At 55.8% G+C, this 22,195-nt stretch carries 17 protein-coding genes and 1 tRNA gene; 13 read left to right on the forward strand and 5 right to left on the reverse strand.

What is annotated here, in order from left to right:
• Positions 1–14 precede the first annotated feature (14 nt).
• The gene (locus MKX51_RS07010; protein WP_340991767.1) at positions 15–1,292 is read left to right on the forward strand and encodes an FG-GAP-like repeat-containing protein; all 1,278 of its coding nucleotides are present in this window, start codon (positions 15–17) and stop codon (positions 1,290–1,292) included.
• On the forward strand, positions 1,292–3,850 hold the full coding sequence (locus MKX51_RS07015; RefSeq protein WP_340991768.1) for a glycoside hydrolase family 88/105 protein: 2,559 nt from the start codon (positions 1,292–1,294) through the stop codon (positions 3,848–3,850). Before MKX51_RS07010 ends, MKX51_RS07015 begins: the two co-directional genes overlap by 1 nt.
• A 576-nt stretch (positions 3,851–4,426) precedes the next feature.
• Here MKX51_RS07015 and MKX51_RS07020 read toward each other — a convergent pair.
• On the reverse strand, positions 4,427–4,606 hold the full coding sequence (locus tag MKX51_RS07020) for a hypothetical protein (RefSeq protein ID WP_340942748.1): 180 nt from the start codon (positions 4,604–4,606) through the stop codon (positions 4,427–4,429).
• Between the two features lie 202 nt (positions 4,607–4,808).
• Here MKX51_RS07020 and MKX51_RS07025 point away from each other — a divergent pair, with 202 nt between their 5' ends.
• From MKX51_RS07025 to MKX51_RS07040, 4 genes are all read left to right on the forward strand, one after another.
• Entirely contained in the window at positions 4,809–6,194 is a 1,386-nt protein-coding gene (locus MKX51_RS07025; RefSeq protein WP_340991770.1) for an MATE family efflux transporter, read from the forward strand.
• Between the two features lie 212 nt (positions 6,195–6,406).
• The gene (locus MKX51_RS07030) at positions 6,407–10,405 is read left to right on the forward strand and encodes an endo-1,4-beta-xylanase (protein ID WP_340991771.1); all 3,999 of its coding nucleotides are present in this window, start codon (positions 6,407–6,409) and stop codon (positions 10,403–10,405) included.
• A gap of 298 nt (positions 10,406–10,703) precedes the next feature.
• Positions 10,704–11,255, forward strand: coding sequence for an STM3941 family protein (locus MKX51_RS07035; RefSeq protein WP_340942741.1), 552 nt, complete (start codon positions 10,704–10,706; stop codon positions 11,253–11,255).
• Positions 11,256–11,336: 81 nt separating this feature from the next.
• Positions 11,337–11,594 (forward strand): hypothetical protein, encoded by a 258-nt coding sequence (locus MKX51_RS07040; protein WP_340991773.1) that lies wholly within the window; start codon positions 11,337–11,339, stop codon positions 11,592–11,594.
• Here MKX51_RS07040 and MKX51_RS07045 read toward each other — a convergent pair.
• From MKX51_RS07045 to MKX51_RS07060, 4 genes are all read right to left on the reverse strand, one after another.
• Positions 11,589–12,782, reverse strand: a complete 1,194-nt coding sequence (locus tag MKX51_RS07045; protein WP_340991774.1) for an MFS transporter — start codon at positions 12,780–12,782, stop codon at positions 11,589–11,591. The genes MKX51_RS07040 and MKX51_RS07045 overlap by 6 nt on opposite strands.
• 22 nt (positions 12,783–12,804) lie before the next feature.
• A complete protein-coding gene (locus MKX51_RS07050; RefSeq protein ID WP_340991776.1) occupies positions 12,805–13,704 on the reverse strand; it encodes an SDR family oxidoreductase in 900 nt (299 codons plus the stop codon).
• 181 nt (positions 13,705–13,885) lie between these two features.
• Positions 13,886–14,824 (reverse strand): AraC family transcriptional regulator, encoded by a 939-nt coding sequence (locus tag MKX51_RS07055; protein WP_340991778.1) that lies wholly within the window; start codon positions 14,822–14,824, stop codon positions 13,886–13,888.
• A 107-nt stretch (positions 14,825–14,931) separates the two neighbouring features.
• A tRNA-Pro gene (locus MKX51_RS07060) sits at positions 14,932–15,008 on the reverse strand.
• Between the two features lie 508 nt (positions 15,009–15,516).
• On the opposite strand from MKX51_RS07060, the gene alaS reads away from it, so the two are divergent.
• From alaS to MKX51_RS07095, 7 genes are all read left to right on the forward strand, one after another.
• Positions 15,517–18,150: an alanine--tRNA ligase gene (gene alaS, locus MKX51_RS07065; RefSeq protein WP_340995542.1), complete on the forward strand. Its 2,634-nt coding sequence runs from the start codon at positions 15,517–15,519 to the stop codon at positions 18,148–18,150.
• A gap of 337 nt (positions 18,151–18,487) precedes the next feature.
• Positions 18,488–18,763: an IreB family regulatory phosphoprotein gene (locus tag MKX51_RS07070; protein ID WP_036696603.1), complete on the forward strand. Its 276-nt coding sequence runs from the start codon at positions 18,488–18,490 to the stop codon at positions 18,761–18,763.
• Positions 18,763–19,179 carry a Holliday junction resolvase RuvX gene (ruvX, locus tag MKX51_RS07075; RefSeq protein ID WP_200869510.1) on the forward strand — a complete coding sequence of 139 codons (417 nt, stop codon included), beginning with the start codon at positions 18,763–18,765 and terminating at the stop codon, positions 19,177–19,179. Before MKX51_RS07070 ends, ruvX begins: the two co-directional genes overlap by 1 nt.
• A gap of 13 nt (positions 19,180–19,192) precedes the next feature.
• Positions 19,193–19,501 (forward strand): DUF1292 domain-containing protein, encoded by a 309-nt coding sequence (locus tag MKX51_RS07080; protein ID WP_036696606.1) that lies wholly within the window; start codon positions 19,193–19,195, stop codon positions 19,499–19,501.
• Positions 19,494–19,799, forward strand: a complete 306-nt coding sequence (locus MKX51_RS07085; protein WP_036722601.1) for a DUF1292 domain-containing protein — start codon at positions 19,494–19,496, stop codon at positions 19,797–19,799. The genes MKX51_RS07080 and MKX51_RS07085 overlap by 8 nt, the downstream gene beginning before the upstream one ends.
• Positions 19,800–19,981: 182 nt before the next feature.
• Positions 19,982–21,028: an endolytic transglycosylase MltG gene (gene mltG, locus MKX51_RS07090; RefSeq protein WP_200869505.1), complete on the forward strand. Its 1,047-nt coding sequence runs from the start codon at positions 19,982–19,984 to the stop codon at positions 21,026–21,028.
• Positions 21,029–21,075: 47 nt separating this feature from the next.
• A complete protein-coding gene (locus MKX51_RS07095) occupies positions 21,076–22,008 on the forward strand; it encodes a peptidase U32 family protein (RefSeq protein ID WP_340991779.1) in 933 nt (310 codons plus the stop codon).
• Positions 22,009–22,195: the final 187 nt, after the last annotated feature.

Genomic DNA, 22,195 nt, shown 5'->3' on the forward strand with positions numbered 1-22,195 from the left:
GTGAAGGAGGATGTATGGTGAATCATATGGATCATAGTCAAAAGCTGCACCGGCTGGCCGGGTTGGATATCTCCGCCGCCGGTCCAAGATGTAAAATGCTGCTCGGCGATCTGGACGGGGACGGCCGGGCTGAGCTGCTGCTGGTGCAGCCGGATAACCGTCAGGATGTTCGTTATATTCCGCACCAGGTGCAGTGCCTGACGGCTTACAATCTGGATGGCCGTCTGTTGTGGCAGACGGGAACGCCGGACCCGGGCGCAGGCAGCCAAGGCTCCGATTATCCGGCGCAGATTGCCGATATCGATGGTGACGGGGTGCTGGAGGTGCTTTGTGTGATGAATGACCAGCTGCATATTCTGGAGGGGGCGACAGGCAAGGTCAAAGCGGTTCACCCGCTGCCGGCGAAGGAGGCTCATGACTGCATCATTATTGCCAACCTGTCAGGCGGCGATTATCCTTCCGACATCATTCTCAAAGACCGCTACCATCAGCTGTGGGCGCTGGATCGGGACTTCCGGCTGCTCTGGACCCATCAGGGCAATGTGGGGCACTATCCTTGGGTGTACGATCTGGACGGTGACGGGCGCGATGAGGTGATGGCCGGATATGATCTGCTGGATGCGGACGGAAATAAGCTGTGGAGCTGCCATGATCTGGACGATCATGCCGACTGCCTGTGGGTCGGCGATGTGAACGGGGACGGGGTGCCGGAGCTGGTCATCGGCGGCAGTGTGACGGTGATGTACGATAGTAACGGGCAAGAGCTGTGGCGGTACGAAGGCTCTGTCGAGTCGCAGCATCTGGCGCTCGGGCGGTTTCGCCCGGACCTGCCCGGCCTGCAGATTGCCGGTCTTGACCGTATGGTCCGCGAGGATGACGGCAAGGGTCTGCGGGGCAAGGATGCCATGTTCCTGCTGGATTGCTCCGGCCGCGAGCTGTGGAAGGAAGAGCGTACCACTGACGGCTGGCTGACCATTGTCGAAGCCGTCAGCCGGTTCTGGCCGGGTGCACCCGACTATAATCTGGTGTACCGCCGGGGCGAAGCGGTGCTTCCCGCACTCTATGACGGCCATATGAATATCGTAGCCGAATTCGCCGAGCAGGGCTACGCCGTGCACGGGGATCTGCTGGGCAGTGGAAGTGAGCAGGTCATTATTTATACGGATGAGCTGGCCGCTGTCTATGCGGGTGAAGCGCTCCCGCTGCAAGCGGCACACCCCGGACAACAGCTGCCCCAGCCCAAACGGCTGTACAGCTCCACCCTGTACCCCGGCGGTGAGGTGACGTTGTGATGGGGGGCGGGGAAGGGAAGGCAGTGGTGAGCGCAGAGGAAGGACATGGGGTGATAGGTGATGTGGTGCAGGATGGTACTTTGGGGGGGCACGCCGTGAAGGGTGCTGCTATACAGGATAGTGCCTTGGGAGGGGATGCGGTGAAGGGTGATGCCGGGCAGGCCAATGTTCCCGTCTACTTTCATCCGCGTCATTCCATCGTCCGCACAGCCGGAGAGCATACGGAAGCGATGCTTGCCATCATAGCGAACCGCTATATCGGTGCAAATCCGCCGCAGCCTCCGGTCTACCGCGTTCATCTGGAGAACAGCTTCCCGCGCCTGTCGGATTGCCGGTATGAGATGAATCTGAAAGAACGGCTGCCTGAGCTGCGGGACGGGGAATTTGTCTATGCCTGGGGGAAGCTGTGGAGCGATACGGACAGCGAAATACCGCTCGCGCTCAGCTGCTTCGGTCCGGTGACAGTCTATGTCGGCGGCGTTGCCGTTTTCGCTTCCAATCTGAACGATGATGTGTTCCCGGACCGCAAGGCGTTCTTTCGTACCGGGCTGAAGGCAGGCTGGAATCACTTCCTGCTGGAATGTACCGCTGTCGGCACCGGCTGCGGCGGGATTTTTGGCACCGGGAGCGTGAAGGGCGCGCCGCTGCATTTTCTGGCCCCGACTGCGGAGCGCAGCGGCTGTGAGGGCTGGATCTACAGCGCGCCGCAGCAGAGCAGATGGACGCTGCAGCCGGAGGGCGGCGGCGTTCCTGAGGGAGAGGCTGCGGCGCACCGCGCGGAGCCTTCGCAGCGCGGAAGTGTCCGCTGCGGCGAAGCCGCGGAGGCCGCCGAAGCTGAGCTGGCGGCCCGCTGTGCGTGGTATCCGGCGGCCGGATGGCCGGATGACAAGGCGCAGGGCGGCAACCTCGCGCGCGTGCTTGGCGCGGTGCCCGGCGCGGCGGCGCTGGCCTGGAGCCGGCTGGCGGTGACGGCGCCGGGCGGAGCGGACGCGCGGCTGCTTATCCGCAGCCGGGATGTAGCGGCACTCAAGGTCTATGTAGATGGCAGGCTTGCCGCCATCCAGCCCGAAGCGAGTGCCGGCCTTGAGTGTGTGCTGCCGCTGGACTTCGGCAGCCATGACCTGCTGGTCGAGGCCGTGTGCGGCGGCCCCGGCTGGGGCTTCCGCCTGGAAGCGGCAGAGGCTGGGAACACATCAGAGGTACAGGTGGAAGCGGAGTGTAGCGCGGCTCTTGCGGAAGCTTCACCCTGCTGCTCTCCGCAGGGAACCTTGAATAAGGGAGCCGGTGCCAGTGGAGTCCACAGCACCGTGAAGCTGGTGGGTCCCTATCCGGTGGAAGGGCAGACCGGTCCATGGCTGTACCTTGGTCCGTTTCTGCAATCGGTGGCACCGCTGCCTGCGGAAGCGGCTTCTATGGATGCTCCCTTCGGTGAAGGGGCGGAGGAATGCTTTTGGCGGGTGGACCGTCCTGGTGGGGCAGTCAGGCCATATCTGGAGAGTGCGCTGTACGGACGCTGGAATTATCCGCTGGGGGTGACCCTCTATGGTCTGCTGCGTACCGGTCAGACTCTGGGCGATCCTCATTATTCCACTTATGCCAGAGGACATATTGAGCAGTGTACCCGGCTACATGCGTATTCGCTCTGGGACCGCAGCCGCTACGGTGCTCCGGGTATTAACCAGCAGCTGGCGCTTATGGACTCTCTGGACGACTGCGGCTCCTTCGGTGCTACGATGCTGGCGGCCCATGCAGAACAGCCGCTGCATGGAGCGCCCGAAACAGCGGCGTATATCGCCCGGTATATTCAAAATACGCAGTCCCGAGATGAGGATGGGGCGCTCTACCGTACACGGGGCACCACCGATTTCATGCAGGGAACGATGTGGTGCGATGATCTGTATATGAGCACTCCGTTCCTGAGCCGGTATTATCTGTTGACGGGCGATCCCGCTTATCTGGATGATGCAGTGTCACAGTTTCTTCATTACCGTAATCGGCTGTTCCAGCCGGAGCTTGGCATAATGCATCATGTGTATGACTACAAATTCGGCAAGCCGAATGGAGTAGCCTGGGGCAGAGGCAACGGCTGGGTGCTGTTCTCGCTGACTGAGCTGCTGGAGGTACTGCCGGAGCAGCATCCGCAGCGGGAAGAACTGCTGGCCTTTTACCGGACGCTGTGCGAAGGATATATACGGCTGCAGGACGCCGCAGGATTATGGCATCAGGTTCTGACCGATCCCGAATCTTATGCGGAGGCATCGTGTTCTTCGATGTTCGTATATGCCTTTGCGCGCGGTGTGCGCAGAGGTTGGCTGACAGAGCCGTATCCATATGCAGATGCAGCGCTGCGCGGCTGGATGGCGCTGGCCGAATACTGCATCGACCATCAGGGGAACGTCTATGGCGTCTGCCGGGGATCGGGGTATTCCTTCAACAAACTGTATTACAAAGAACAGCTCACCTGGCAGCTCAACGATACTCACGGAATTGGCATTGTGCTGCTGGCCGGTATTGAAGCGCTTGAGCTTAGGAGGGAGCTGGAGGCGCAGCGTATATAAGAGTTGTATTGTGGAATTGCTGCCGAAAAGAGTAATTTGTCAATCAGAGTCAATCAGAGGCTATGAAAGGGAAAAATCCCATTGATTCAGCTGAAAGTGGATGATAAGCCCAAATGAAAGGGAAAAATCCCATTGATTCAGCTAAAAGTGGATGATAAGCCGAAATGAAGGGGATAAATCCCATTGATACGGCTAAAAGTGGATGATCAGTCAAAATGAAAGGGATAAATCCCATTGATTCAGCTGAAAATGGGCGGTGAGCGAAAATGAGAGGGATAAATCCCTCTGAGCCGTCAGAATGAAGAGCAGAAGTGCACCTGAATTCGTGAATAGTTGGCTGAGCGAACGAATGAGGTGCATTAGTGCACTTGAATTAGCCGAAAGTGGGCGTGGAGAGCGAATGAGGTGCATTAGTGCACCTGAATTCGCCGAAAGCGGGCGGACAGCGTAAACGAAGAGCACAAATGCCCCTGAATCCCCCATAGGCACGCAAAAAAACCGCAGGCGGAAATTCGCTTCCTGCGGTTTTTTTGCGCGGAGTGCCTTACGGGTATGTAGCACAGGCAGGCTGTGCGGTTAATCCTTATCGATTAGCTCCAGCTTTTCAAGGATCTTAAGGGTGGTAACGGCGGACAATTGCACAGCTAGTTGAATGCTGGCTTGGCTGTTTCCACTCTGCTCCAAGGCAGCTTGGTTCTCGGCTAACACTTCTTCCGTCACCTGCTGGATAAGACTTTTAACGATCTCATTGTTCATAATAGGCTCCTCCTTCCGAATGTAAATACTCTCATTCTATATTTCGGCCGGACCCAGGATTTTACTTAGGGAGCAGGGAATGTTATCCGGTAATCTGAACGAATTCCACTCTTAACACAGACTTGAAGCGGAATCTGTAGTAAACTGGAAGGAATGTATAGTACGCCTGCAATTATTCTACAGAAAAGAATGTGATCAATGTATGCAGCTTCAAGCTCCTCAACCGGCCAAGAAATGGCTGGAAAAATATCTGTCCGGAGACAGCATGGATTACCGGCAAATTATCGCTTTGTTTATCCCGATTCTGATTGACCAGGCCTTCATTATCGGGCTGAACCTGGTCAACACCGCAATGATCAGCTCGTCGGGTATGGCGGCAGTCAGTGCGGTGAATATGGTGGATTCCCTGAATATTTTTCTGATCAATGTATTTGTGGCGATTGCGACCGGGGGGACGGTGGTGGTTGCGCAGTATAAAGGAAGCGGGAATGACCGCATGGTCTCCCAGGCCACGGCCGGATCGGTTACCTCGGTCTCGCTGCTTGCGGTGGGAATCGGTCTGCTGCTGATGTCCTTCCATACGCCAATTCTGAATTTGCTGTTCGGAACGGCCTCCGCCGATGTGCTGGACAATGCCCGGGTATATATGATCGGCAGCAGCATTTCGTATCTGGGGATTGCCGTGGTTCAGGCTGTATGCGGTGCGCTGCGGGGCGTGGGCCGGACGCGGGCTTCGCTGATGCTGTCGCTGATTATGAACCTGCTGTACGTTATCCTCAACATTGTCTTTATTAACCTGCTGGACATGGGTGTACTGGGCATGACACTTGCGGTCAATATTGCTCGTTATGTGGGGATGGCCTGTGCCTTGATCTATCTGTTCAAGTTCGATTCGGTGCTGCGTGTGCAGTTCCGCGACCTGTTCCATGTTCCGCTTATGATGCTGCGCAAAATCATGTTCATCGGCGTACCGTTCGCCGCAGAGCAGATGTTCTTCAACGGCGGCAAGCTGCTGACGCAGATCTTCATTGTCAGTCTGGGCACGTATGCCATCGCCACCAATGCGATTGCCGGATCGCTGGCGATGGTCTTTCAGATTCCGGCCAGTGCGCTGTCGCTGACGATTGTAACCGTGGTCGGCCAGTGTATCGGACGGGGGGATGTAGCGGATGCCCGGAAGTTCATCAAGTCCTTCCTGTGGATCGGTTCCGCCTCTTACGCCCTGGTGGCCTTGATCCTGATGCCGCTGTTCCATCCGCTGGTGTCGATCTTCTCTCCGCCTGCGGAGATCATCGATGATCTGTTTGTGGTACTGCTGGTGAATGCGATTGCCCAGATTCCGCTCTGGGCCTTCAGCTTCATTCTGCCGTCTGCCCTGCGGGCAGCGGGAGATTCCCGCTTCACCTCAATTGCTTCAATGCTGACCATGTGGCTGTTCCGGGTGGTCTTCGGTTATATTCTCGGGATCGTGCTGGGCTATGGAGTGCTGGGGGTATGGCTGGCGATGAACTGCGAATGGGCAGTGCGCGGAGCGGTGTTCCTGTGGCGCTTCCGGGGCAAGAAGTGGTATGCGCACAAGCTGATCTAGATCCTGCCGGTTAGAAGACTCCTAATTCAGGGGTCTTCTTTGCTATGCAGTCAGCCGGAATCATCTATAAAAAGCACGGTACAACCTTTAGTTTCAGGTAAGACGCACTTTGGTCCATATGCTACGATTTGGGTGGTGAAGGGGGAGGCTTCCACATTAGCTGTAAGCGCTTAACTCATTGAAACCCAAATTCATACAGAGGAGTGCAACGCATGAAGAGAATAATTAAGCAGGTCTCTCTGGTGCTGCTGGCAGCCCTTCTGCTTCTTCCGGCAGGGGGATATCTTCCGGCTGCTCAGGCAGCCGAGGCACAGACCACGGTATATCACGAGACGTTTGCGAATGGTGCAGGCAAGACTAGCCAGTCTGGGGGAGCCAGCCTGAGTGCGGTGAAGGAGGTTCCTTTTACAGGGAATGCCGATGGTGCAGCATTATACGTAAACAACCGGAAGGATAACTGGGATGGAGTTGATTTCAAGTTCACCGATCTCGGTCTCCAGCATGGAAAAACGTACACGGTAACGGCAGTTGTCTACGTTGATGCGAAGGTGACGCTCCCAGAGGGAGCAGAGGCAGCGCTGCAGACTGTGAACAGCTACGGGAATTATGCAGCAATACCCTATGTGGCAGGGCAATCGGTCACACTGACGAAGACATTTACTGTGGACACCAGTGCCACGGATTCTACTAAGAGAGACCATTCTTTGCGCATCAACTCCAACGATAAGGGAGCCACAGTACCCTTCTACCTTGGCGATCTTCTGATAACGACAGAGTCCACTCCGGGCGGCGGGGAAGAGCCTGTGCGTGAACCGGCTTTGCCGTTCAGTACAGTGACTTTTGAAGATCAGCAAGAGGGCGGCTTCACCGGCAGAGCCGGAACCGAGACGCTGACCGTAACGAATGAAGCGAATCATACCGAGGGCGGTTCATATTCCCTGAAGGTCGAGGGCAGAAGCAATACCTGGCACGGGCCTTCCCTGCGTGTGGAGAAGTACGTGGACAAGGGCAGCGAATATACCCTTTCTGCCTGGGTGAAGCTGATCGAACCGGCGAGCGCACAGCTCCAGCTGTCTACGCAAGTAGGCACAGACAGCAGTGCAAGTTATGTGACCCTGTCCCCTAAGACGATCAGTACGGCTGACGGCTGGGTGAAATATGAGGGCAGCTACCGCTATAACAGCGTGGGCGGCGAATACCTGACCTTGTATATCGAAAGTTCCAATAATGCAATCGCTTCCTTCTATATCGATGATATTAATTTCGAGCATACAGGTACCGCTCCGGTGGATATTCAGAGAGATCTGATTCCGCTAAAAACAGCCTATCAAAATGACTTCCTGATCGGCAACGCGCTATCCGCCGAGGATCTGGAAGGCGTACGGCTGGACCTGCTGAAGATGCATCACAACGTTGCTACCGCAGGTAATGCCATGAAGCCGGATGCGCTGCAGCCGGCCAAAGGCAATTTCACTTTTACAGCAGCGGATGCGATGGTGAACAAGGTGCTGGCTGAAGGGATGAAGATGCATGGGCATGTACTGGTATGGTATCAGCAATCGCCTGACTGGATGAACCTGACGACGGATGCAGCAGGCAAAAGCGTTCCCCTGGGGCGTGACGAAGCACTCGCTAACCTGAGAGCCCACATCAAGGGAGTCATGGAACATTTCGGAGACCGGGTCATCTCCTGGGATGTGGTCAACGAGGCAATGAATGATAACCCGTCCAATCCTTCGGACTGGCAAGCGGCGCTGCGCAAGGCTCCGTGGTATGAAGCCATCGGTCCGGATTATCTGGAGCAGGCATTCCTGGCGGCCAGAGAAGTGCTGGACCAGCATCCGGAATGGGATATCAAGCTGTATTACAATGATTACAATGACGATAACCAGAACAAGGCCCAGGCTATCTACAGTATGGTCAAGGAACTGAATGACAAGTACGCGCTGACCCATCCCGGCAAGCTGTTGATTGATGGTGTGGGGATGCAGGCGCACTACAATATCAATACGAATCCAGATAACGTCAAGCTGTCGCTGGAGAGATTCATCTCCCTTGGCGTAGAGGTCAGCATTACCGAACTGGATATTCAGGCCGGCAGCCAGAATACGCAGACAGAGAAGGAACGGATTGCCCAAGGCTATCTGTACGCGAGGCTGATGGATCTCTACAAGGCCCATGCCGACCATATTGCGCGGGTAACCTTCTGGGGCATGGATGACCGCACAAGCTGGAGAGCGGAGTCAAGCCCGCTGCTGTTCGACAGGGATTTGCAGGCGAAGCCGGCTTACTACGCGGTCATTGATCCGGCCAAATTCATGGCTGAGCATGAGCCGAATACGGCAGAAGCCAACGTGTCAGAGGCAGTCTACGGCACGCCGGTTATTGACGGAACAGCGGATGGAATCTGGGCCTCTGCGCCTGAGATGGCTGTGAACCGTTATCAGATGGCCTGGCAGGGCGCAAGCGGAAGCACGCGCACTCTGTGGGATGACCAGAATCTGTATGTGCTGGTTCAGGTCAGTGACGCCCAGTTGGACAAGAGTAATGTGAATGCATGGGAGCAGGACTCTGTCGAGATTTTCGTGGATGAGAATTTCGGCCGCACGACCTTCTATGAGAGTGATGACGGACAATACCGGGTCAATTACGACAATGAAGCCTCTTTCAGTCCCGCAGCCATCAGTGCAGGCTTCGAGTCGGTAACCAAGGTTAACGGAACCAACTATACGCTCGAAATGAAGATTCCGTTCAAAAAGATTACGCCAGCCGGAGGCGCCAAAATCGGCTTCGATACTCAGATCAACGATGCCAAGAACGGCGTCCGGCAAAGTGTGGCCGCCTGGAATGATACCACCGGCAACGGCTATCAGGACACCTCCGTCTTCGGGGTGCTGACGCTTAAGGCTAGAGACGGCGGCGAGCCGTCAACGGAGCCGACGCCAACACCGACTCCGGAACCAACACCTGCGCCAACGCCAACATCGGCACCGGATTCCGGCGGCACCAGCTATACCAGCAGCACACCTGCGCCTAAGCCTGCACAGTTTGATGTCAAGGACGGCATAGTGACGATCAGACCTGAGGTGAAGACCGAAGGCACAGCGGCCAAAGCCACTGTGACGGGCGAGCTGTGGCAGCAAGCCTTGAAGCAGGCGGCCCCGGCAGCAGACGGGCGGAAGCAGATCATCATCGATCTGGCGAACCAGACAGGTGTGGCCTCCTATGAAGCCCAGCTGCCGCTTCAAGGCCTGAAGACGCAGGAGAAGTTCCTGCTTGTCCTCCAGAACGGCTTTGCTACGCTGTCCATTCCAAGTGAGCAGCTCGCAGGGATTACAGCAACCACTGAATATGTCAGCATCCGGGTCAAGCATTCCACAGCCGAAGGCCTGAATGCCGGTGCTCTCCAGCAGACCGGCAGCCGTCCGGTGGTGGAGCTGAGTCTGCTTGCAGGCGGGCAGAAGGTAGCCTTGTCTGGCAGCGGCGCGATAACCGTCTCTATTTCTTACAAAGCGTCAGCAGCAGAGCTTGGCAGCCTGGAATCCCTTCTGGTCCGTTCGCTCGCCGGCAGCGGTGCGTGGTCTGCTGTGGTGAACAGCCGTTATGATGCAGTGAAGGAAGCGCTGGTGTTCCGTACTCTGGATTTCGGCACCTTTGCCGTTGCCTATGCTCCGCTGGCCTTCACAGATATCGGGAACGTGTCCTGGGCTAAGCAGGCAGCCTCTGCCATGGCTGCCCGCAGTATCATCCCGGACGGGAACAGCCTGTTTGCTGCGGACCCTGTGAACAGGGCAGACTTCACGGCCTCCCTTGTGAAGGTGCTGGAGCTTAAGGCTGCTGCTGAAGCAGTTGCAGGCTTCAGCGATGTCCAGAACAATGCGGCATACAGCAAGGAGCTTGCGGCCGCGAAGCAGCTCGGTATCGTCACAGGCTATGCGGACAATACCTTTAAGCCAGCGGGCATCATCACCCGCCAGGAGATGATGGTAATTGCGGCGCGTGCCCTGAAGGCGGCTGGAATCATCGCTGAAGGCAGCGGATCGCTAGCATCTTACACCGATGCCGGTCACATCTCCGCCTATGCCAAGGACAGCGTGTCCGCCTTGCTGAAATACGGCGTAGTGAACGGTAAGAACGGCAAGCTTGCTCCGGGGGACACCCTCTCACGCGCGGAAGCAGCGGTGATTCTGTACCGGATCTGGAAGCTGTAGCCTGAGTGAGAGGCTGAAATTATTGAAGAAAGTAACTGGACAGCGGTGCACCCACTACGGGGGCACCGCTGTTTCGCATTACGCCCAGCGCCCAATGTAATCGAAAAACCGAATACATTCTGGTTGGTTTCCAGAGCAAGAACACCCCTTTGCAGCGTGCCGCCTGGCGTAAGCTATTACGGAGATAAGGAGTTACGAACGTCAATTTTTTGGGTAAACAATATGGTTAGATTGTGAAGAAACGTAGAGGACCCCCGCGCCGAAGTTTGGCGTCAGGGTCTTGAAGGAGGGACACAACATGGGCTATCCGCCGTATAACGATGGAGGTTACCAGCCGTTCGTAGTGGAAGCCTCCCGGGTGAAGCAGCTTTTGCTGTTCACGGGATCGCTGCTTTTTATGCTCTTGGGGGTCCTGCTGCTCAAAACGTCCGGGGAGGTGACGCAAGATCCTGCCATCCTTCTGCGGACGCTGGGAATCGTCTTCACCGTGCTGTTCGGCCTGGGAGTAGTGGTCTATCTCTTCATGCTGCTGCGCCGTTCACCGCTGCTTGTGGCAGATGCCCAGGGCATCGATGACCGCTCTTCTGCAATTCCCGGAGGACGGATCATGTGGGAGGACATTAAGGATATTCGCCTGATCCGCTTCTCCGGACAAAAAAACATCTGCGTCTACCTTGCTGATCCCAAAGCGTATCTGGCCCGGCAACGCGGAGTGAAGCGGTGGCTGATGGCTATCAACCTCCGTCTCGTCGGCACTCCCGTAAATATTGCGAGTCAGGCCATGCGGCTGCCGCTGGAGCGGGTATATGAAGAGCTGGAGCTGAGAAGACGGCTGTGGGCTGGGCAGTAGAGCGGTTTGGGGGCCGGAGAACGTGGCTGTTCTCACTGTGCATGTTCTTCCTCGGCTCGGTGCTGTGTGTTCCTGCCGGTTATGGCTTCAGCCTATGTGGGCCTGACTTCCGGGCAGATTCCCCATGCCAGCAGCACCACCCGGATTATGCAGCAGATCGGCGGCGCTTTTGGTGTTTCGGTGATCGCAGTTATTTTGCAGAAACAGCTTCATGCTGTGCTGTCGCATGAGCGGGCTGCTACGGTTATTGCCTTCGACCATACGTTAATGTGGACGATTGCCTTCTCTGCGGTAGCATTGATCCCGGCGGCGCTCCTGCCCGGAAGAAGAAGCTCATAGCTCAGGTGTCCGGATGAAGCAGGAGATCCCGAAGGCGGCAAGCAGAAGTGCAGCCAATGCTTCAAAAGCCGTCAGGCCGCCGCCTGCGTGCATAAGACTCAGTGCCGCCTGCGGACCAGCAGAGGCCCCGGTGAACAGCATCAGTGAATATATGGTGATAGCCGGCCCGCGCCGCTCCCCTGCAAGGAGGCCGATCAGTGAGATCAGCACCGGAATCAGGATGGAGATTCCCGCAATATACACAATGCTCATCCCGACCAGCAGAGGCAGGGTACTGCTTAATCCTGCGGCGGCAAGGCCTGCGGCGGCGAGCAGAAGGCCGGCCTGGAGCATCCGCTTGGAGCCGAACCTGGCGGAGAGACATCCCGAGAACGGCGACAGGATCATCCCCGCGAGTCCTGCGGCTCTTACCTGCATAAGCTGGGCGGCAGTCAGAGCAAAGGGGGGCTTCGTCAACTCCTCCTGAAAGATTGTGTACATCCCGACAAAAGACAGGAGAATCGTCAGGCAGATCAGATAACACAGCACCAGCCGTTTGTTCAGGAATTGTGCGGGCAGCTGTCTGTAGAGTACGGCCAGGCTTGCCCGGGTCCGCACCGTTTTGCCTCTTGGAACGAAGAGGCCAGTCAGTAACGCAGCCGCCAGGCATAAGCCTCCGTGAATATAGAAGACATAACGCCAATCCCAATATCCGCTAACTGTGCTGCTGAACAATTGTCCGGCGATGGCCGAGACGAGAAATCCGGTGCTGATAAGTCCCATGGCCGCCACCCTGCGCTGCGGCGGGAAGCTCTCGGTGATGTAGATCATCACCGTCGGTGCGAAGGTTGCTGCGGCCAGTCCCTGTACGGCGCGGAGCGCAATAAGAATAGAGAGATCCTGTGCCAGTCCCAGCAGAGGGGTTATGAGGCCTAACGCAAGCAGTCCCCAGAACATGACCGGCCAGCGGCCGAGACGCTCGGAGAGCGGGGCGAACAGCAGGAAGCCCAAGGCGTAAGCCAATGTAAAAGCGCTGCTTGCCCCTGCTGCCCGGGCTGGTGATGCCTGAAAGGCATCAGCTAACAGGGAGCCTAACGGCAGCGTCACATAAATGCCTGATACAACAACAAGCGAGCATAGGACCAGAACGGCGGTTATCACGGAATATTGTGAAGTGAACGTACTAGGTTGCTGAACAGGTTCTGCCATTCGAATCCTCCATTCTTCTCAGTTATTCGTTGCAAAAATATGGGTCACGGTTAAGGTCGGCCAGAAGCGCCGGATGTACAGGCTGCCAGCCGAGCAGCGCCCGGGTTTTATCGCTCGAAGCCGGGATATCCAGGGAGACAAAATGCGCCAGCCAGCCGAAATGCTCCGCAGCTTCCTTAACGGGAATGCTGGCGGCCGGCAGTCCGAGCCGGCGGGCAATCACACCGGCGATCTCAACAAGCGGCACTCCTTCGTCGCCGGTCGCATGAAGTATGGTCCCGGCAGGGGCTCCTTCAAGTGCCAGACGGTACAGACGCGCAGCGTCCAGCCGGTGCACAGCAGGCCAGCGGTTTAAGCCATTGCCTACGTATGCAGATATGCCTGTGCGGCGGGCAAGCTGGATTAGGCCCGGAACAAAGCCGGTATCGCCATCCCCATGCACCGACAGCGGAAGCCGCAGCACGGATACCCGGACGCCCTCGCTGGCGAGTGCAAGCGCAGCTTCTTCAGAACCGGCGCGGTGCTTGACTGAAGCGTCCGGATCGGGTGCCGTATCCTCCGTGGCCAATTGACCCGGGGTAAGATGCCCGATGACGGAGGTTACGACCAGCGATCGGCCGGACCCCGCGAGCTCGGCACCCATAGCCCCGATTGCCAGCCGGTCTGTCTCGCCCGCAGCAGTGAGATCCGCATAGTTATGGATGAAGGCGGCATGAATCACGCCATCCGCTGCCGCCGCTCCCCGGCGCAGGCTGTCCGGATCATCCAGAGCGCCGCGGTGTACAGCGGCTCCTGCCGCCATAAGTGCTGCTGCGGCCTGATCCGAACGGGCCAGGCCGGTGACCATATGCCCCGCGTCTATCAATTCCCGTACTACAGCCGAGCCGACAAAACCGCTCGCCCCTGTGACAAATACATGCATAATCATTCCTCCTCTATCGATTACATTCATTATAATTTGCGCGGCGGCGGCAGCTTTGCCTGTTCCTGTTCGCTTTTTGCCCGATCCTGCAAGAATTGCCGCGGGTCCATGGACGACGGAGATTCACTGCACACGCAAATAAGCCCGCAAGCCGTGACGGCTGCGGGCGTTCAATTGATGCTTATGGTGTACTTTGGGCCGGCTGGCGCAATCTGGCGATATCCCTGCTGGGCGGACAGCCGAAGAACCGGCTGTAATCCCGGCTGAACTGGGAATCGCTCACATAGCCGACAAGCCGGCAGGCTGCTGCTGCATCCATGGAGGAGTTCAACATCAGCCGCCTTGCTTCATGAAGACGCAGCGCCTTCTGGTATTGCAGCGGACTCATGGAGGTGACCGATTTGAAATGCACATGAAACGAAGAAGCGCTCATATGTGCCAATTCAGCCAGTTCGGCCACCTTGACCTGCTGGGAGAAATGCTTCTGCAGCCAGGTAATTACCTTCGTCACCCGCTGAACATCCGACGCAGCGAGGCAGGTCTGGGCCAGCCGGGCACCGACCGGACTGCGCAGAATCCGCAGCAGGAGCTCATCTGCTAGCAGCGGAGCAAGCAGTTCCACATCAGCGGGATGCTGGAGACATTCGAGCAGCCGGACCACAGCATTCAGAATCGCCGGATTGGCATCAGTCATGTACGGGTTGTCCGTCTGACTTACCGCTGGGAGTCCCCGGGGATACAGCTTCAAGACCCAATCGCCAATCTTCTGCGGATCAAGCTCCAGCTTAACGCCCAGGTAAGGCTCAGACGGGCTGGCTTCCGTAAGCCGCATGGCCACCGGCAGGGCAACAGGCAGCAGGATCATCTGTGTTTTGTCAAAATCATAAAGCTCCTGCCCGATCGTGATCCGCTTTGCCCCTTGGACTACGATTATCAGTGAGGCGGAATAGAACGTTTTGATCGTGTCTGCATCTGCTGATGAATAGCGGCTGACATACACACCGGGGATGGGCTGGCTATATATGCCGTCGCCAGGAGCAAGAGCAGAGATCAGGCGCACCAGCCTGGCCTGCTCAGCCTTCAGCGCTTCACCTGCATATTGCTCTTGAATTGTGTTCATCAGGCCACGGCTCCTTAGATAGTCAAATGCGAAAAACAGCAACCCTCCAACATGGGAGAATCACTGCTCTGCTTGAATGTATGGTAGACTTTAGGTTTAACAGAATATGGTCGAGACGACAGGATTCGAACCTGCGGCCTCTTACTCCCGAAGCAAGCGCTCTACCAAGCTGAGCTACGTCTCGACGCTATGAATAATGTAAATTATACGCCTGTCTGTAAGCGCTGTAAATATACTTTTTCGCACAGGCTATCCGCCTTGTCCATCAAATTCCCGGTACTTGATTGACAGATATCCACCCGCTGGCTATACTTGAAATGTTAAAAAGCAAATCGGACAAAGCGTTGATGAAAACAAGTACGCCGGAGAATGCTTCATCAGAGAACAGGTTCCTTTGCGGATGGTCCGCATCGGGTGTGAGAACCTGGAAGACAGACCGGCCGAAAGCTGATTTCGGAGTGCGGGGACAATCCCGCCGGGGGCACCCGTTAACAGCCGCACAAGGCGATCGTTTGCAGTTGTCCGTGTTCACGGATCAAGGCGATAACCAGGGTGGTACCGCGATAATCATCGTCCCTGAATATATATTCAGGGGCGTTTTTTGTTTTTGATTTTTCGTGTAACGGTTACGGCAAGAATGTGTTTTCCGGCCAGCGTGCCGCATTTTAATGAAGAGACGGGAGCTGTACATGATGAAAGCAAGTGAAATCCGTTCCAAATGGCTGCAGTTTTTTGAGAGCAAGAACCACCGTATTGAGCCGAGCGCCTCGCTCGTGCCCCACAATGACCCTTCGCTGCTGTGGATTAACGCAGGGATGGCGCCGCTGAAGGCCTACTTCGACGGCCGGGAGATTCCGGAGAATCCCCGCCTGACGAACTCGCAGAAATGTATCCGCACCAATGATATTGAGAACGTGGGCAAGACGCGCCGCCACCATACGTTCTTTGAGATGCTGGGCAACTTCTCTATCGGCGATTATTTCAAGGAAGAAGCGATTACCTGGGCCTGGGAATTCCTGACCGGCAAGGAGTGGATCGGCTTCGACGGCGACCGGATCTCCGTGACCGTGTATGCTGAGGACGAAGAAGCGTTCAAGCTGTGGAATGAGAAGGTCGGCCTGCCTGCAGAACGCATCATCAAGCTGGGCGACGAGAACTTCTGGGATATCGGCGAAGGCCCGTGCGGCCCGTGCTCGGAAATTTTCTATGACCGCGGTGAAGCGTACGGCAGTGATATGAGTGATCCGGAGATGTATCCGGGCGGTGAGAATGAGCGCTGGCTTGAGGTCTGGAACCTCGTATTCTCGCAGTTCAACCATAATAAGGACGGCAGCTATACGCCGCTTCCCAACAAGAATATTGATACCGGCGCAGGCCTGGAGCGCTTCGCTTCCATTCTCCAGGATGTGGATTCCAACTTCGATACTGATCTGTTCCAGCCGATTATCCAGAAGACCGCCGGGCTTGCCGGTGTAACCTACAAGGATAATGTTGAACAGGATATCGCGTTAAAAGTCATTGCCGACCATGTACGTACCGTTACATTTGCTGTGGGGGACGGCGTGCTTCCTTCCAATGAAGGACGCGGCTATATTATCCGCCGTCTGCTCCGCCGTGCCGTACGCTACGGCAAGACGCTGGGACTGGACCGCCCGTTCCTGCATGAGCTGACTGAGACGGTTGGAGAGATTATGGGCGTATATTATCCTTCCGTGGTCGAGAACCGTGACTATATCGCCAAAATCATCCGTCTGGAAGAGGAACGCTTCCACGAGACGCTGTCCGATGGTCTGGCGATCCTCGGCGAGATCAGTGCCAAAGCCAAAGCGGACGGCCTGAGCACCATTGCCGGTGCCGATGCGTTCAAGCTCTATGACACCTATGGCTTCCCGTTTGACCTGACCGAGGACTTCGCGTCCGAGCAGGGGCTTGCCGTTGACCGCGCCGGCTTCGATGCCGCGATGCAGGAGCAGCGTGAGCGGGCCAGAGCTGCCCGTCAGGACAGCGCCAGCATGAAGATTCAGGGCGGTGCCCTCGCCGAGCTGACGGTTAAAAGTGAATTTGTTGGATATAATGACACGGTAACAGAGTCCAAGGTGCTGGCAATTGTGGTAGACGGTGCGCTTCAGGATACAGTAAGCGAAGGCGCCGAGTGCCAGGTGATCCTGGAGACAACACCGTTCTATGCAGAGAGCGGCGGCCAAGTCAGCGACACCGGTGTTCTGACCGGCGGATCGGTGACCGCTAAGGTAACTGGGCTATTTAAAGCACCGCACGGACAGCATGTTCATCTGGTTACGGTGGAAGCAGGCGATCTGAAGGTCGGCGATACCGTCCGTGCCGAAGTGAACCGGGCGGAGCGCGAGGATATCGTGAAGAACCACACGGCCACTCACTTGCTGCACAAGGCGCTGAAGGAAGTGCTCGGCAGCCATGTGAATCAGGCAGGTTCTTTAGTAGAAGGCTCACGCCTGCGGTTTGACTTCTCGCATTTTGGAGCCATCACTCCAGAGGAGCTCAGCGATATCGAGCAGCGGGTGAATGCCCAGATCTGGCGCAGCCTTCCTGTAGTCATTGAGAATAAGCCGATAGATGAAGCCAAAGCCATGGGAGCGATGGCCCTCTTCGGAGAGAAATACGGCAATGTTGTCCGTGTCGTTCAAGTCGGCGACTACAGCCTGGAGCTGTGCGGCGGATGCCATGTGTCTAATACAGCGCAGATCGGAATCTTCAAGCTGCTCAGCGAGAGCGGAATCGGTTCCGGGGTGCGCCGGATTGAAGCTGTGACTGGCCGTTACGCCTATCAGTTCACGGAGAGTCAGCTGGACCTGCTGAAGCAATCGGCAGCCCTGCTGAAATCGTCGCTGACCGATGTGCCGAAGCGGATCGAGGCGCTGCATGCCCAGGTACGCGAGCTGGGCCGCGAGAATGAATCGCTTCAGTCCAAGCTGAGCGCAACCTTCGCAGCAGAGCTGACCAGCAGTGTAGTCACAGTAGGCGGAGGAACGCAGCTTCTTGCGGTTTCTGTGCAAGCCGGCAATATTGATGCTTTGCGCTCGACAGCGGACGAACTGAAGTCCAAGCTCCCGGATGCCATACTGGTGCTCGGTGCTGCAATGGAGGACAAGGTGAACTTCGTGGTCGCCGTGCCTCAGGAGCTGGTGAAGAAGGGCTTCCACGCTGGCAAGCTGGTGAAGGAGATCGCTGCAGTCTGCGGCGGCGGCGGCGGCGGACGTCCGGATATGGCGCAGGCCGGAGGCAAGGACGCTTCCAAGCTGGGCGAAGCCCTGAAGAAGGCAGAGGAACTGGTAGCCGCACAGGCTTAAGCAGTATGCAGTAATTCTTGTCTGTAAGAAACTGTAGATTTCTATCAAGGGTTGGGAAGCAGCGGTGCTGAGGGCAATTTCTCGGTGCCGCTGCTTTATTCACACAATGTATATTTTTTGGGGTTATTCATTATTGACCCAGGGCTTGCAATAGCTTAAAACCCAAAAAAACATCTGGTTTTGTAGACAAAATGCCAAAAAAAGCGCTTTAACCAAGGCAGGATTTCCTCGTTGGGGCATGAATATGTTATGATGAGGGCAGCAAGTGAGCTGTACAGCAGCAACTTTGCGAAGCCGCCCGAATCAGGGTGATTTTGCAGAAGGAAGGTGTCACCACATGGACTCCATGGACAAAACGGTCAAATTCAATGTGAAGGGCGACGAAAAGGAAGCCTCTCCCCAGGAAATACTGCTCGCCGTGTACGACGCGCTGGTGGAGAAAGAATATCATCCGATCAATCAGATCGTAGGGTATCTTCTTTCAGGAGATCCGGCTTACATTCCCCGCCACAACAATGCGAGAAGTTTGGTCCGGAGGAAAGAGCGTGATGAGCTGATCGAAGAACTGGTCCGTTTCTATCTGGCCAATCATCGGGTGGACCAGCCCAAATGATGAAGAAGCTGGGACTGGATTACGGCGACCGCAGAATCGGTGTCGCCACAAGCGATATTTTCGGATGGACAGCACAATCTCTGGAGACTATTGAGCGGCGCGGAAACGGCAATGAATTCGAACGTATCCGTGAACTGGTCAAGGAGTACGAAATCGGCGAGATTGTTGTCGGGCTGCCGAAGAACATGAACGGCTCCGTAGGACCCCGTGGTGAAATTTGCATCGAATTCGCAGATAAGCTGCGGGAGCAACTCGATTTACCCGTACACCTTTGGGATGAGCGTCTGACGACGGTATCTGCTGAGCGGGTGCTGATAGACGGGGACGTCAGCCGGAAGAAACGCAAGGGGCTGGTGGACAAAATGGCCGCAGCGCTGATTTTGCAAAATTTTTTGGATGCTAACAGTAAAAGGTGAGGGGTGTGCGGATATGACAAACGAACAGATCGGCCAAGAAGAGGAACCGGAAATTATCTATATTCCCGATGAGGAAGGTAATGAAGAGGAATTCGAGGTCATCATGAAGTTTGAAGTGGACGGATCGGATGCCAAGTATATGATGGTGGTTCCGCTTGATTCCGAGGATGAGGAGACAGATGAGGTCTACGCGTTCCGCTATGAGGAAGACGGCGACGATCTGCAGCTCTTCATGATTGAGAACGACGAGGAGTGGGCCATCGTAGAGGAGACCTTCAATACCTTGGTTGACGAGCTGGATGGAGGAGCAGAGAATGACTGAGTTTTCCGCTGATCAGGCGGTATGGACTTCTAAGCTCAAGGAAGTATATGGAGAAACAGTAGAACTGGAGGATGAGCAGGGCAAGTCTTCCGTTTACGATATTATTGCAGAATTTGCTGTGGGTGACCGTGCTTATGCCGTTCTGGCCGGATCGGGAAGAGCTGCGGAGCAGGAAATTCTGCGCATCGTAGTTTCTCCGGACGGACTTCCGGAACTGGAGAGCATTATGGACGATGAAGAGTGGGAGGATATTTCCGAGCTGTACGATGAGCTCACCTTCCCTGCGGATAGCGAGTAGGCGTCTGTGGCAACTTCATGTATGGCAGATACGGAAGAGGGCGGAATTTTTCCGCGCTCTTTTTGCTTATGAGGAGCGGAAGGATCTTTCCGTTTGCCTGAAAAAAGCTTATGCTATAAAAATAGGTTGAATTTTGGACAATACAATTTTATACTTTATAGTCGGAAAGTGAGGCGTAACATTTGAAAGCCGTGATCCGCACTGTGCTTATCTTAATTCTGGTCCTGGCAGCAGCTGCAGGAGGAGGAGCATGGTACATCTGGAATGGAATGCAGCCGGTCAAGCCCGCAGGGCCGGCCGTAACGGTTACGATAGAGAAGGGTATGGGAAGCTCGCAAATCGCCGACCTGCTTGAGCAAGAGGGCATTATTAAGCATAGCCTGTTCTTTAAAGGCTATCTGAAATGGGTCCAGGAAGGCTCCAGCTTCAAGGCCGGCACGTATCAGGTAAGCCCCGGCGACTCCTACGATACGCTGATCAGCCGGTTGAATGCCGGAGATGTTGTGAAGGAAGCTACCGTTACTTTTACAATTCCTGAAGGGTATACTGCGGTCCAAGTGGCAGAGAAGCTGGCCGCTGCATGGAATCAGAAGCCGGAGGTCTTCCTTGCGCTGATTGATTCCGGTAAGGGCATGGAAGCCGTAAGCAAGCTGGAGATTCCGGACAATCCGCTGCTGCGCCACCGGCTGGAGGGGTACCTTTTCCCGGAGACCTATGAACTGGCTAAAGACAGCACCCCGCAGGAAGTCATCGGGGCGATGCTGGAGCAGCTGGTGAAGAAGCTGGATACGATTCCTGAGTGGAAGGCCAAGCTGGCGAACCGCGGGCTCTCCCTGCATGAGCTGCTGACCGTAGCTTCACTGGTGGAGCGTGAGGTGGTAGTAGACAAGGAACGCCCGCTGGTGGCCGGTATTATCTATAACAGATTGGATAAAGGGCAGAAGCTGGAGATCGACGCTACCGTCCAGTACTTACTGGACAAGCAGAAAGAGCGGTTGTATGAGAAGGATCTGAAGGTAGATAGTCCTTATAATACGTATAAGCAGGCAGGCTTGCCGCCTGGACCGATCAGCAGCCCCGGGCTGGCGTCGATTGAAGCAGCTATGACGCCGGAGGTCTCGGATTATTTCTTCTATGTCACTAAGAAGGACGGCTCACAGGGGCATTTATTTGCCAGAACCTACAAGGAACATTTAGCCAATATTCAAAAAAGCAAACAAAATCCGTAAGAACCCGCTACAATAGTAAGGATGAGCAATGCACAGGAGGTAACACGATGAATAACACACCGGAGCTGCTGGCGACAGCGGCTTCTCTGGAAGAAGCTGCAGCGCTGCTGGATGCAGGAGCGAGTGCGCTGCTGGTTGGCGATGACCGCTTTGGGATGCGTCTTGCCGGACATTTTACACTTGAAGATACCGCCGCAGTAGTTAAGCTGGCACATGCCCGGGGCGGTAAGGTATATGTAAGCATCAATGGATTGATTCCCAATACGATGCTGGAGGAGCTTCCGGCTTATGTGAAGGCGATCGGCGGGCTCGGTGTGGATGGGATAGAGTTCGGTGATCCCGCCGTACTGGCGGCCGTCAAAGCCGAAGCGCCGGGAATGAAGCTGCACTGGAATGCGGAAATGACCTCGACCAACTATGCTACAGCCAATTACTGGGGCCGCAAGGGAGCCACGCGGGTCGTTCTGGCCCGTGAGCTCAATATGGATGAGATGACCGAAATGGTTCCTAACCTTGAGGTGGAAGCCCAGGTCCAGGTGCACGGCATGACGAATATCTATCATTCCAAGCGCAAGCTGGTTGCAAGCTATATGTCCCACCAGGGCCGTCCAAGCGATGGCGGAAGCCTGGGTAAGGAGCGCGGGCTGTTCCTGATTGAAGCGGAGCGTCCGAATGAGAAGTTCCCGATCTATGAAGACGAGAACGGCACGCATATTATGAGCTCGGATGATATTTGCATTCTGGAGGATCTTCATTTCTTGTTAAAAGCTGGCGTACACAGCCTGAAGATCGAGGGTCTGCTGAAGCCGGTGGCTTATAACGTGGCTGTCGTTAAGGCTTACCGTCATGCTATGGACATCTACGCCGCTGATCCCGCTGAATATGCATTCGAGGAGTCTTGGCTGGAGGAGGTCCGGTCTTTGCAGGACCCTGAGCGTGAACTGTCATTCGGCTTCTTCTACAAAGAGCAGGTATATTAATATAAAAGGTATTGTCTCAGCTCTTGTAAGGTTTATCCCATCATCATTGGGTTCAGCGGCGGAGGGGAATTTGGAACTGTAGGAGCGGGTAGCGTCCGCCTTTAGGTTTGGATTTCGACTGCGACTGCAGATTAAAATGAAGAAATCCAAACCTAACAGCGGCCGAAAGTCCAAATTCACCGCAGCA

The organism is Paenibacillus sp. FSL M7-0420 (assembly GCF_038002345.1).
Taxonomy (GTDB): domain Bacteria; phylum Bacillota; class Bacilli; order Paenibacillales; family Paenibacillaceae; genus Paenibacillus_AQ.